8 protein-coding genes and 1 pseudogene are annotated in these 12532 nt (G+C 67.1%); 3 read left to right on the forward strand and 6 right to left on the reverse strand.

The annotated features are described in order from the left end of the window. Positions 1-12: 12 nt before the first annotated feature. Both ACFJI2_RS02540 and ACFJI2_RS02545 read left to right on the forward strand, forming a co-directional pair. Positions 13-984, forward strand: a complete 972-nt coding sequence (locus ACFJI2_RS02540; protein WP_377703615.1) for an amidohydrolase family protein — start codon at positions 13-15, stop codon at positions 982-984. 67 nt (positions 985-1051) lie between these two features. Then, entirely contained in the window at positions 1052-1741 is a 690-nt protein-coding gene (locus ACFJI2_RS02545) for a YjjG family noncanonical pyrimidine nucleotidase (protein WP_377703616.1), read from the forward strand. On the opposite strand, the gene ACFJI2_RS02550 is transcribed toward ACFJI2_RS02545, so the two are convergent. Beyond that, on the reverse strand, positions 1738-2328 hold the full coding sequence (locus ACFJI2_RS02550) for an ACP phosphodiesterase (RefSeq protein WP_377703617.1): 591 nt from the start codon (positions 2326-2328) through the stop codon (positions 1738-1740). The two genes, ACFJI2_RS02545 and ACFJI2_RS02550, sit on opposite strands and share 4 nt — an antisense overlap. Positions 2329-2395: 67 nt before the next feature. On the opposite strand from ACFJI2_RS02550, the pseudogene ACFJI2_RS02555 reads away from it, so the two are divergent. After that, a pseudogene (locus ACFJI2_RS02555) lies at positions 2396-3135 on the forward strand (metallophosphoesterase family protein). Between the two features lie 148 nt (positions 3136-3283). Here the strand turns inward: ACFJI2_RS02555 and ACFJI2_RS02560 are convergent. The 5 genes from ACFJI2_RS02560 to ACFJI2_RS02580 all read right to left on the reverse strand — a co-directional run bounded on the left by ACFJI2_RS02560 (position 3284) and on the right by ACFJI2_RS02580 (position 12532). Further along, entirely contained in the window at positions 3284-4078 is a 795-nt protein-coding gene (locus ACFJI2_RS02560) for an alpha/beta fold hydrolase (protein ID WP_377703618.1), read from the reverse strand. A 28-nt stretch (positions 4079-4106) separates the two neighbouring features. Continuing rightward, entirely contained in the window at positions 4107-5078 is a 972-nt protein-coding gene (locus ACFJI2_RS02565) for a GyrI-like domain-containing protein (protein WP_377703619.1), read from the reverse strand. Positions 5079-5087: 9 nt separating this feature from the next. Beyond that, the gene (locus ACFJI2_RS02570) at positions 5088-7199 is read right to left on the reverse strand and encodes a DUF4214 domain-containing protein (protein ID WP_377703620.1); all 2112 of its coding nucleotides are present in this window, start codon (positions 7197-7199) and stop codon (positions 5088-5090) included. Between the two features lie 97 nt (positions 7200-7296). Further along, positions 7297-10260, reverse strand: a complete 2964-nt coding sequence (locus ACFJI2_RS02575) for a TonB-dependent receptor (protein ID WP_377703621.1) — start codon at positions 10258-10260, stop codon at positions 7297-7299. 115 nt (positions 10261-10375) lie between these two features. After that, positions 10376-12532, reverse strand: a complete 2157-nt coding sequence (locus ACFJI2_RS02580) for a UvrD-helicase domain-containing protein (RefSeq protein ID WP_377703622.1) — start codon at positions 12530-12532, stop codon at positions 10376-10378.

The following is a 12532-nucleotide window of genomic DNA, read 5'->3' on the forward strand; positions in this document are numbered from 1 at the left end:
TGATCGGCGCCCATGAAACGACATCTGTTGGTACTGTCCATTAGCCTGCTTGCTGCGCGCCTGGCCATGGCGCAAGGCGCGCCGCTGGCCGACCACCACCAGCATGTCTTCAGCCCCGCTGCGGCCGAGCTGGCGTCCAGTTCACCCGGCGCGTTCAAGCCGCTGCCCGCCAGCGACGTGGTGGCCCTGCTGGACGCTGCGCGCATCCAGCGCGGCGTGCTGCTGTCGGCGGCCTATATGTACGGCCGGCCCTCGCGCAGGGTGGACGACGAATACGCCAAGGTGCGCGCGGAGAACGACTGGACCGGCGCCCAGGCGGCGCAGTTTCCATCGCGGCTGATCGCCTTCTGCAGCGTCAATCCTCTGAAGGATTACGCGCTGCGCGAACTGGCGCGCTGCGCCGCCGATCCGCAGCTGCGGCACGGCTTGAAGCTGCACTTTGGCAACTCCGATGTACAGGTGGACAATCCCGAGCACCTGGCGCGCCTGCGCGAGGTGTTCCGCGCCGCCAACGCGAACCGCATGGCGATTGCGGTCCATATGCGTGCATCGATTTCGAACAAGCGCCCCTACGGTGCCGGGCAGGCCAAGCTGTTCCTGGATGAGCTGCTGCCGCTGGCGCCGGACATCCCGGTGCAGGTCGCGCACATGGCCGGCAGCGGACCGGGTTACGACGATCCGCCCGCCGACGCGGCCATGTCGGTGCTGGCGGAAGCGGCCGAGCGGCGCGATCCGCGCACGCAGCAGCTGTGGTTCGACGTGGCCTCATCCGCCGACGCCAATATCTCGCCCGAGCACGCCGCCTTGCTGGTCAGGCGCATCCGCCAGGTGGGCGTGGACCGCATCCTCTACGGCACGGACGCGGCGGTGGGCGACAATCTGCGCCCGGCGGCAGCCTGGGCCGCGTTCACCCGCCTGCCGCTGACGCCCGCCGAGCTGGAGCGTATCGCGGCCAACGTGGCGCCGTACTTCCGCGAGCACTAAGCGAGTGGCGCATAACGCCAGGCGTCGTCCACCATGCGCGTCGGGGTAACGTGCTACCATGCAACTTATGAAGCATAGACTGTTCCTATTTGATTTAGACGACACGCTGCTCGACTTTAAAGCCTCCGAGAAGCTCTCCTTCACCCGCACCATGCAGGAACTTGGCCTGCGCGACGGCATGGACACCTTGTTCGCGCACTACCAGGCGATTAACGTGGCGCTGTGGCGCAGCTTCGAGGCGGGCACTGTCACCAAGGATTTCCTGAAGGTGGAGCGTTTCCGCAAGACCTTCGCGGACAACGGCATCGCCTGCGATCCCGAACTGGCCAGCCGCCTGTATCTGGACTCGCTGCCGGACACGGTGGTGCTGATCGATGGCGCCAAGCAGCTGTGCGAAACGCTGTCGGCCATCGGCGAGGTGGGCATCATCACCAATGGTGTGGAGCATATCCAGAACCGGCGTATCGCCAGCTCCGGGCTGCGCGAACACATCTCCTTTGTCTCCACGTCGGAAGCGTGTGGCTACGCCAAGCCGGACGTGCGCTTTTTCGAATACGCGTCGAAGATGGCGCGCGCCTTCAGCAAGACGGAGGCCATCATTGTCGGCGACCGGCTGGATGCGGACATACTCGGCGCGAACCGGTACGGCATCGAAAGCTGCTGGTTCAATCCGGAGCGCGTGGCCAATGAGTCGGAAGCCGTTCCCACCTATGAGGTGGCCAGCCTGCACGACGTCCTGCCCAGGCTCGCTGCCTAGGCCAGTTCGGCGCGGCGCTGCTCGGTGAAGCGCATCAGGTCCGGGAAGAAGCGCTCGAAGCCGTCCGCGATGGCGGCGTAGTTCGCGCGCAAGTCTTCCAGACCTTCGCGCATCAGGTGGCCGTTGCGGCTCAGGCGCGTCGAGATGCGTGTGACGGCCATTTCCACGCCCGCCAGTTCCTCATATCCCGCCAGCCATTGCTGTTCGATGATGCGCGGCGCGATCGCCTGCAGCTTTTCCGGCAGGATGTCCATGTGCGCGCGCAGCGCGCGGTGGAAGCGGGCGATCAGTTCATGGCGCGGCATGTCGCTGTAGTGGTCCCAGCGCTGCGTGAGCAGGTGGTCGTAGAACACGTCGAGCACGATGCCGCCATAGCGCCGGCGCGGGCCTTCGAACAGCTGCACGGACTCCTTCACCACGGGGTGGCTGTCGGTGTAGCTGTCGATATAGCGGTGCAGCATGATCTCGCGTTCGATCTCCGGCGTGTACACGCCCTGCACATTGGCCTTGGCAAAATCGCCCAGCATGGCGCCTATCATGGCGGCGTCGCTCTGGCGGGCGAGGAAGATGTGCGCGAGGTAATTCATGGCGTCCATTGTAGCCCGGCGCTATACTTTCCTGCGCGGACCAACATTGTTCAACGAGCGGGGCACTATGCGGATAGCGGCAATTTCGGACATACATGGCAACCTGTGGGCGCTGGAGGCGGTGCTGACCGACATCGCGCGGCGCGGGGCGGACATGACGGTGAACCTGGGCGATATCCTGTCCGGCCCGCTGCTGCCGCGCGAGACGGCGCAGCGGCTGATGGCGCTGGGGCTGCCCACCATCGCGGGGAATCATGAGCGGCAGGTGCTGACGCATGATCCGGCGCGCATGGGGGCGTCCGATCTGTACGCGCACCAGCAGCTGGACGAGGACCAGCGCGCGTGGATAGGCGCGCTGCCGGCCGAGCTGCGGCTGGCGCACGAGGTGCTGCTGGTGCATGGGATTCCGGGGAATGACCTGGTGTATTTCATGGAGACGGTGACGGAGCAGGGGCAGCGGCCGGCCACGCATGGCGAGGTGCTGGAGCGGGCGGGGAGGCGCGCGCGTCCCTGATATTGTGCGGGCATACGCATGTGCCGCGCAGCATGCAGCTGGATGACGGGCGGCTGATCGTGAATCCGGGCAGTGTGGGTTTGCAGGCGTATGACGCGGACCTGCCGTTTCCACACAAGGCGGAGAACTCTACGCCGCACGCGCGCTATGCGTTGGTGGAGCGCACCGCGCAGGGCTGGCAGGTGGAGCAGGTGGCGGTGCCGTATGACTGGGATGCGGCCAGCGATCTGGCGGCACGCAATGGGCGGCCGGAATGGGCGTTTGCTTTGAAGACGGGGCGCATGCCTGTGTAGGGCGGTGGCTGCGGCGCCGGTGCGGCGGGTTACGCGGCTTCGCCGCTAACCCGCCCTACGGATATCACAGATATCGCGGATATTGCGGATATAACGGGTGGGGCACGTAGGGCGGATTAGGCGGGCGTGCCCGCCGTAATCCGCCGCTTCAGGCGCTCGCGATCTCTGCGCCGGCAAGGAATCCCGCCAACAGCGGATTCACCACCGCCGCATGCGTAATGGGCGCCATGTGGCCGCCTTTGGTCTGCACGGCGACGCCGTTGGGCAGCGCGGCGGCCAAGCACTCGGCCACGCGGCGCGTCGATTGCGGACTGCGCTCGCCGGACAGCACCAGCGCCGGCATGTCCAGCGCGGCCATGTCGGCCAGCGTAGCCGCTTCGCCCAGCAGCGCCTGGAAGTCCAGCTTCACCTTGGCGATCTGCGCGGCGAAGCGCTGCTGCTGCGCTTCGGCCAGCGCGTCGAACGCGCCGGCGCGGTTCCAGTAGTCGATGAAGGTGCGCGCCGCGCCGTATGCGCTGGTGGCGCTGTGGATGTCGGCCACCACGTTTTCAATTTCAATCCGCGCCGCGTCGTCCTCGGACAGCAGGTGGAAGGCCACCGGCTCGAACACGGCCAGCGACAGCACGCGCGCGCGCAACTGGCGCGCCATGCGCAGCGCGGTGGCGCCGCCGTAGGAGTGCCCGATCAGGTGGAATGGCTCGTCCGGCGCCAGCTTGCCGGCGATGGCCGCGTTCACCGCGTCTACCTCGTGCGCCAGCGAGAAATGCGCTTCGGCCCCGGCCGGGAAGGGCGACTTCCCGTAACCGAGCAGGTCCACGGCGATAAAGCGGTAGCTGCTTTCGTGCTGGGCCATCAGCTCGCTCCACTGGCCCTTGGAACTCATGGAACTGTGCAGCAGTACGACGGCCGGACGGCTGTCCGGCTGGGTGTTGAAGGTGGTCATGTGACTATCGCAAACGGCAAACCCGCGATTATAGCGCGCGCACCGGGATGCAGATATCGCAGGTCAGTTCGCCCGTGGCCGGGTCGATGCTGTTGGCGGGATCGAAGCGCTCGAAGCTGGGCCGGTCGTCGGCCTGCAGGCCGCTGGAAGCCAGCCATTCGCGGGTGAGCCACATCCACGCGTTGCCGATGGCCATGGGCTGGCCCTTGAACCTGGCTACCGCGTAGCGCCCGCCCGGCAGCGTGGCCAGGCTGGCGGGGGCGGCGGGCTGGAAGCCGTCCGGCACGGTGACGCAGGCGTCGTAGCGGCATTTGTCGGGCGGCGTGATGCTCGGGTCGTCGTGGCCGACGCCGTAGCACTGCTGGCCTTGCAGCCCGTGCGACTGTATCCATGGCCCCATCGTCTGGCGCCAGAACACGCCGATGTTGGGGCCGTAAGGGCCGATCAGGCGCTGGTAAGCCACGCGCGCGGCGGGCAGGTCGGTGATGTGCACTTCCATTTCGGTTTCTCCGTGTAAGGTCAGGGAACCGTCATGGTCGCCCAGCGGGCGCGGGCGCGCCTGACCGGGATTGCTGTGGACCTGATCAGGATTGCTGTGGCGCGCCGCCCGCAGCTCGGCCGCGCGCTGCGGGGCGGTGGCGCGCCACTCGCTGGGCGTATGGCCGAACTGCTGCTTGAACGCGCGCGCGAACGCTTCGCCGGAGCCGAAGCCGCACGCCAGCGCGATGTCCAGCACCGGCTCGCTGCTGCCGCGCGCCAGCCGGAAGGCCGCCTTTTCCAGGCGCCGCCGGCGCGCGTAGTCGCCCAGGGTTTCGCCCATCCACGCGGCGAAGATGCGGTGGAAGTGGAAGCGCGAAAAATTGGCCACGTCGGCCAGCTGCGCCAGGTCCAGCGGCGCGTCCAGATGCTGGTCGATGTAGTCGAGCACGCGGTTCATGCGGCGCGCGTACTCGGCGCGGCTGGCGCGCATGCGCGCGTCCGGCGGCAGGTCCTCGCTCACGCCGCGCCCTTACAGGTACAGGCCGCCGCTGTCGGCCACGCCCACCAGCGTGGCGTGTGGCGGCAGCGGGCCGGTGTTGCCGTCGAGCTTGGCGATCAGCTCGGGCAGCGCTGCCATGGCGCTGGCCAGCGTGGCGTCGTCCTTCACGCCGTCTATCCAGGCGCGCACCAGCGGCCAGTTGAACTGGCTCTGGCTGTAGGCCGCTTCCAATGCCGGGGTGTTCAGCGCGGCCGTGAATTCAGCGGCCGCCACGGCCTTGTCCGCCAATGCCACGATGTCGTTGCCCTGTGCGCCGCGCGTCAGGCCGAGCGCCAGGCTGGCCGTGGTCAGCTTTCCGCTGTCGAGCTGGGAGGACCAGAATTCCAGGCCGTCCGGCTCGGGCGCGCGGCCGAACAGGTTGTGGTACAGCTCGGTGGTGATCTGGTGGCTGTCCTTGCCGGCGAACTGGTTGATGAACTCGGGCGCCAGCGCGATCGCGTTGACCAGCGTATCGATGTTGCCAGTGTGCTGCCAGAACGTTTCGCCCTGCGGCTCGGCGGGCCGGTGCAGGAAGGCCAGGTAGAGCTTGCCGATCTCGAGCGCATTCACGTGCGGCACGTTGGCGCCGCTGTTGGCCGCGTCGATGGCGCCCTGGTCGGCCTTGGTGGCGGGATCGATATCGCCGAGGAGGACGGCGGGCGTGCTGTTGGCCAGCGCGGCGCCCAGGTAGCTCGACAGCAGCGATTCCGGATGGCCGGCGGCCATGGCGGCGGCCAGCTTGCCGGCCAGCGTGCCCTGCAGCAGCGACGTGGCCTGGCCGATGTGGGCCAGCCCGCCGTAGATGCCGTCGCTGCCGGCCGCGCCCGCTTCGATATTGTCGATGCCCGCTTCCAGCAGCAGGCCGAACATGGCCTTGGCCTGCGCGCCGAGGGTGGCGGCGGCCGTGCTCAGGCCGGCGTTGCCGGCCTTGGCCACGCTGCTGTCGAGCAGCGCGGTGATGAAGCTGGCGCTGCCCAGGTCGCTCGCTCCGGTGGCGTGGGCCAGCGTGTCCGCCAGCGCGCCCTCGACGGCGCGCAGCGCTTGCGGCTCGCTCAGCTTGGCGCTGCCGCCGGCCAGGCTGACCAGGGTCTGCGCGATGGCCAGCTGCAGGCTGTCCACGCTGGCCACGGCGGCCTGCTGGTGCAGCGCGGACTTGATGGCGGCCGGCGACAGCGCGTCCGCCTCGAATGCGGCGAACAGCGGATTGCTCTTGTTGACGTCGGCGCCGTTCAAGGCCAGCGCCTGGTCCAGGCGCGCGCTGGCCTGGCTGGCGCTCAGGCCCTGCTGCACCAGCAAGGCGTGCAGCGAGGACAGCGCGTTGACCGCCTTGGTCTCCACGCCCACGGTGTAGCTGCCGTGGTGGGCCAGGCCGGTGGCGGCGTCGGTGCCGCCGGTGACCGTCAGCAGGCGGGAGGAGGGGGTGTTGGACGGGAAGTCGCCCAGGCTGTCGGGCAGCACGAAGCGGCCCTGGCTGTCGGTGACCACGCCCAGTTCGTTCTGGTCCTGCACCCCGTTGCCGTTGGCGTCGCGGAACACGGTGGCGCCTTGCAGGTAGCCGGCCGATTGCAGCTGGCCGGAACGCACCACGCCGCCGTGGCCGTCCAGGAAGGCCAGCATCTCCGGCATGAGCGCCTTGAAGGCGAGCAGCGAGGCTGCGTCGCTGACGCGGTCGAAATAGGGACTGAGTGCGGCGCCAAGGGGCGACTGGTAGGCGAGGATTTCCGATGCCGTGTCCAGTTCGCTGGTGAAGGCCAGCGCGGCGGCGGCCTTGTAGTCCATGGCGTCGCCGTCGCCGCCCTGGCCGGCCAGCGCCAGGCGGGCCGGCAGATCGCCGCGCGTGATGGCGCCGCTGTCGACCAGGGCGCTCCAGTAGTTCACGCCGCTGGTTTCGGCGGCGCGGCCAAAGGCATTGTGGTAAATGGATTGCACCAGCTGGGCCGTGGTCTGGCTGCCGTGCTGGCTCTGAAATTCGGGCGAGGCGCCGAAGGCGGCAGCGATGGCGCTGCTGTCGCGTTCGGACCAATAGGCCAAACCGACCGTATCGGGTGCACGGCCGAAATAGGCGACGTAGATCTTGACGACGTCGAGCGGTGAAGTTGCCATGGACGGACCTCCTTGTGATGGAATTTAAAGATTAGCAACATTGTTAACTTTAAAATGTGTCGGCCATCACATTTCGGCCCATCCAGGCGAGCTGCTTTTAGAACTTGTATTTCAGGTTCAGGTAGAACTGGCGGCCCGACACGTCCAGTTTCTGCGGCTCTTCTTCACTGTAGCGGTACTGCGCGCGCACCTGGTTCAGCAGGTTGGTGGCGTCGAACGACACTTGCCAGTTCCTGGCGAAGGTGTAGTTGGCCGAGAACGCCAGGGTGGTTACGCCGGCTGCCATGGTGGGGGCGGTCGGCATGGCCACGCCGTTGATCACGGACTGGCCCTGGCTGTTGGCGGTCGGCGACGGCGCGGTGGTGCTGTTGACGTACTTGCCGCGGTAGTTGGCCACCAGGCGCGTGCTGAACACGTCGTTCTCGAAGTAGGCGCCCAGGTTGCCCGCCCATTCGGACGCGCCCACCATCGGCCGGCCGTCGTCCACCTTGGTTTTGGCGCGGCTGACGTTGCTCTGGAAGCCGAAGCCGCCCCAGATCGGCTGCTCGTACGACAGCTCGATGCCGCTGATCTTGGCGCCTTGCTGGCCGGACGAGTTGATCGAGAAGGTTTTCACCTGCTGGTCGCGCGGATCGACCAGCTGCACGGTGGCGCCGGTGGGGTTGCCGCCGGTTTTCACGTAGCCGTCTATCTTCGAGTGGAACAGGTTCACCGCCACCAGCGCGCGCGGCTTGAAGTACCAGGCCCAGGACAGGTCCAGGTTGTCCGAGGTGAGCGGCTTCAGGTCCGGGTTCGGGCCGGTGACCACGCAGCCGCTGGCGTCGCAGGTCGGGGTGCCGAAGCCGGTGCCCAGCACGTTGTAGTTCTGGCGGCCGATGGTGCGGCTGGCGCCGAAGCGGGCGATCATGTCCTTCTGCAGCTCGTAGCGCAGGTTCAGGCTGGGCAGCAGGTTGTTGAAGCTGCGGTCGGTGGCGGTCTTGTAGTACAGGATGCCGCTCTTCGGATTGAAGGGCACGCCGTCGTAGTAGGACTGCGCTTCGCCGGCAGTGGTGATGGCGCCCGGGTAGGCGGCGCAGGTGGTGGCCGGCTTGCCCGGTTCGGTGCGGTCGCACGCGCCGGCCGGAATCGGGGTCGGGATCTGCGCGTTCACCCGCGTGCGCACCCAGCGCAGGCCGATGTTGCCGGACCAGCCTTCGCCTTCCAGGTTGCCCATCAGGTAGGCCGAGGTCTGGCGCTCGCGCATGTCGATCTCGGTGGCCACGCGGCGTTCCCATTCCGGCGTGGTGGTCTTGGTGTTGGCCGCCATATAGGCTTGCAGCGCTTCCGGCGTGAAGCTGAAGCCGGTGTTGTCCCAGTTGCCGCCGCCCAGGTCGCTACCGAAGTCGCCAGGGTAGGGCACGATGCCGCTGCCGGACGGTTCGGCCACCGAGGCGCCCTTGAAGGCCGGGTTCCAGCGCCCGCTCTGGCGCTTGTGGTCGGCATAGCGCACGCCGGACTCCAGCGACTGCAGCACGCCCTTGTCCAGCTTGTATTCGGCGTCCAGCGAGCCGCTGCTTTCCTTGTCCACGGTGCGGATGCCGGAAATGGTGCGGCCGACCAGCTTGTAGCCGCTGCCGTCCGGGTTCAGGCCCACGGTATTGCTGCCGGCGCCGATGTATTTGGAATCCGGCGCGTCGTTCAGGCCGTTCAGGCTGTAGGAAATGCCGGTGCCGTAGCGGGCGTAGGTCAGGCCCTGGTCGGCCTTGGTGGTGCCCACGCCGCGCGTGGTGCTCAGCAGGGTCTTCAAGGTCAGGTCGTGGTTGACACGGTACTTGGCGTCCAGGTCCAGGAAGCCGCTGGTGGCCTTGGCGCCTTCGCGGAAGAAGCCCTCCGAGTTGCCCACGTACTGGGGCGTGGTGCCGTCCGGGAACACGATGTCGGCGCTCTTGAGCACGCGCAGCGGGTAGCCGTACATCGAGGTTTCGTTGGCGATGACCGGGTTGCGGATCTGCGCGTACACGCGCTGGCCGTTGGAATTGGTGTTGGCGCTGCTGGCGGCCACGCCGCCCAACGGGTCGTTCTTGCCCAGCAGCATGCTGTAGATGGCGCCGGAGGTCAGGCGGCCGTTGTTATTGGCCTTCATTTCCGAATAGAAGCCGGTGGCGGTCACGTCCAGGTCGGCGTTCGGCTTGAACTGCAGCGACACCATGCCGCCCGCGCGGTCGCGCACGCCTTCCACGAATTCCGAGCTCATCGAGCCGGGCATGCGCACGCCGTTCAGGTCGGACGCCTTCAGGCCGGTGCCGGCCAGCGAGGCGTCGGTGATGCCCAGCATCGTGCTGGTGTTGATCACGTCCCAGCCGCTGCTGGCGCCGTAGGCGAAGCGCGACACCGAGTCGCGCCGGATGTAGCGCTTTTCCTTGAAGCCCTGCACGATCACGCCCAGCGTGTTGTCCTCGTTCTTCCAGTTGAAGGTGGCGTTCAGGTCGGGCGAGGTCTTGTCCGGCAGCTGGGCGTAGGTCAGGCCGGCGCTGATCACACCGCCGAAGGTGTTCTTCTGCGCCAGCGGCTTGCGGGTGGTGACGTTGATGGTGCCGGCCATGCCGCCGTCGACAATGTTGGCCTGCGAAGTTTTATAGACGATGGCCTGGTTCAGCACCGAGGACGGCATCAGCGACAGGCTGGTGCTGCGGCTGCTGGAACCCTGGTCGGCTACGTACCAGTCGCCGCCGGAGACGGTGTGGCCGTTGAACAGGATCAGCGACATGTCCGGGTTGGTGCCGCGCATGGACACTTTTTCCGCCTCGTCGTAGTCGGTGCGCACGGCCACGCCGGCCAGGCGCTGCAGGGAGTCGGCCAGGTTCTTGTCCGGCATCTTGCCCACGTCTTCGGCGGTGATGACTTCCACGTTGGCGGTGGCGTCCTTCTTCACGCCCAGCGACTTGGCCAGCGAGGCGCGGATACCGGAAACTTCGACTTTTTGTACGGCAGGTTCTTCAGCCTGCTGGCCCCAGGCCGGGGCCGCCATGGCGCCCAGCGCGATGGAAATGGCTGCCGCCACCGGTGTCTTCTTCAAGTTCATGCCTTGCTCTCCCTGTTATGAATTGGTATGCAAGTGGCAGTATTGATGAACGGCGGCGGGATGAATAATGAGTTATCTTATTGGAACTATAACCTTGAGGAATGAGCAGTGAATTTCAGCTGCGCAGCCAGCGGCTGAACGGGGCCAGATCGGTGCCCGGCTCCACGTACCACGCCTTGCGGGACCAGTCGAACCTGGCGCCCAGCGCTTTCACCTGCTGCGCTTCGTGGATGGTGGCGCTCAGGTAATACCTGTCCGGTAACTGTTGTTGTGCAGCCTCACTGTTGCGCGCAATGGCCAGTTCGGCGGCGGCAGTGACCGCGCCCAGGCGCATGCGCGCCAGGTAAGGACTGCGCTGCTCCGCCTCGCTTGGCGACAGCAGCGTGAGGCGCGCCTTGGCGCGCGTGGCGGCCACGTAGAACAGGTTTTCCTCTTCGCTGGCGGCGAACATGGGGTTGGGGAATTCGCCCGCTTCCAGGAAGGGCAGGATCACGTGCTCGAATTCCTTGCCCTTGGCGTTGGCGGCGCAGTCCAGCGTCACGTAGTCCTTCTCGCGCTTGCGGCTGGCGAAGGCTTCGGCCGCGTTCAGCGTCTGCCAGAATTCGTCCAAGGTCTGGCCGGACTGTTCGGCGAAGGCCAGGAAGCCGGCCACCGACTTCGACACCACGCTGGCCTCGTAGGGCCGCACGAAGATGCGCTTGGCGGCTTGTTCCAGGTTCATCTGGCCGCAGATGGCGCGCAGCGCTTCGGCCGCGCCGGTGGCCGGGTCGAGCGCGGCGGCGTAGTCGATGGCGGCGGCGATCACGCCGCGCATGGCGCTGCTGCCGCTGCTGCCGTAGTTACCGCCGTCGCCCTCGATGTACAGCGTGTAGAAGTCGCCCAGCAGCGACGGCGTGCGCGCCACTTCGCGCTTGGCCATCTCCAGCCGCTGCGGCGCCAGGTTCACCTCGCCGAACACGGCCAGCGCTTCGACGATGGCGGCGCGCACTTCCAGCGATTTCACCGCCTCCAGGTCGCGCAGCGCGATGGCCACCATGCCGCGCAGGAACAGGATTTCGTCGCGCTGCAAATAGCCGGCCATGGCGGGCGTGCGGTAGCCTATCTTTGCCTTCAGCAGCGCGTTCTCCACGGCGATGGACTGGTGCCGGTCGCGCAGCAGGATGGCGCAGCCTTCCAGCGGATAGCCGTCGCGCTTCCAGGCCTTGACGGCGGCCACCACCTGCTCGCCGCAGGCGTCGGCATCGGCGTAGTGCAGCTGTTTGATTTCCGTGTGCAGCGGCAGGCTCGATTCCACCGGCTTGTTCTTGAACTCCTTCATGGCGTAGGCCAGGTGCGGGCCGTGGCGGTAGGTGTAGGTCAGCGGGTAGTGTTTCAGGCCGGGGTAGTTGCGGGCGAAACGGTGCTCCAGGAACTCCTGGCTGGCGCCCAGCTTGGAGTAGATCACCTGGTCCTTGTCGCCGGCGCCGACGAAATAGCAGTCCGGCCGCGCCAGCAGCGCGTTCAGGATGCGGAAGGCAGCTTCGTTCAGGTCGTGCAGCTCGTCGCACACCACCACGCGGTAGGCCGGCAGCGCCTGCGCGTTCTCGGACGACTGCGACAGCATGCAGGCCAGGTCGTAGGTGGCGTCGAACGGGCCGCGAAACTCGGCGCCCTCGTCGCCGCCCAGGCGCATGGTTTCGTATTCGCAGGTGGTGACGTAGTCGGTGAGCGGCACCTTCAGCAGGTCGGCCGCTTCTTCCAGCTCCATGTATTCCAGGTCCGCGTCCAGCGCCATGGTGGCTTTCAGCGTGAGCTGGATGTCGAGGAACTGCGACAGCGCGATGTTGTGGGTGCGGATGTCGAGATACTCCACCTGGCCGGTATAGCGTTCGCTCACGCGCTCCAGCGCATGCAGCACGTAGGGCTTGAGCTGGCGCGCCTGCGCCAGGCGTTCGGCACCGCCGCTGCCGCTCTGCGCCAGCATGCGCGCGGAGAAATCTTCGAAGGTGGCCACGTCCACGCGCGCGGCGGTGGCGTAGGGAATGCCGATGTCCAGCAGGCGCTGGCGCATCACGTCGCGCGCTTCGGGCGTGAACACTAGCGCCAGGATCTGCTCCGGCGGCAGCTTGCGCGCCAGCGCCTCGCCGATGCGCAGGGCCAGTGTGGTGGTCTTCGCCGCGCCGGCGTTGGCGTCGATCAGCACCACCTTGTTCTGGGCCAGCTGGATGGCGGTCTGTTCCGGGGTGCGTATCAGGCCTTGCGGGGTGAAGCGGGGCGTATTGGATTCGGTCAT

The sequence above is a fragment of the Pseudoduganella sp. UC29_71 genome (assembly GCF_042693265.1).
Taxonomy (GTDB): domain Bacteria; phylum Pseudomonadota; class Gammaproteobacteria; order Burkholderiales; family Burkholderiaceae_D; genus Rugamonas.

Bases quoted from the DNA above. Each gene is read 5' to 3' on its own strand.
- ACFJI2_RS02560 (WP_377703618.1), bottom strand. From the start codon at position 4,078: ATGACCACCTTCAACACCCAGCCGGACAGCCGTCCGGCCGTCGTACTG.
- ACFJI2_RS02545 (WP_377703616.1), top strand. From the start codon at position 1,052: ATGAAGCATAGACTGTTCCTATTTGATTTAGACGACACGCTGCTCGAC.
- ACFJI2_RS02570 (WP_377703620.1), bottom strand. From the start codon at position 7,199: ATGGCAACTTCACCGCTCGACGTCGTCAAGATCTACGTCGCCTATTTC.
- ACFJI2_RS02550 (WP_377703617.1), bottom strand. From the start codon at position 2,328: ATGAATTACCTCGCGCACATCTTCCTCGCCCGCCAGAGCGACGCCGCC.
- ACFJI2_RS02575 (WP_377703621.1), bottom strand. From the start codon at position 10,260: ATGAACTTGAAGAAGACACCGGTGGCGGCAGCCATTTCCATCGCGCTG.
- ACFJI2_RS02580 (WP_377703622.1), bottom strand. From the start codon at position 12,532: ATGACCGAATCCAATACGCCCCGCTTCACCCCGCAAGGCCTGATACGC.
- ACFJI2_RS02540 (WP_377703615.1), top strand. From the start codon at position 13: ATGAAACGACATCTGTTGGTACTGTCCATTAGCCTGCTTGCTGCGCGC.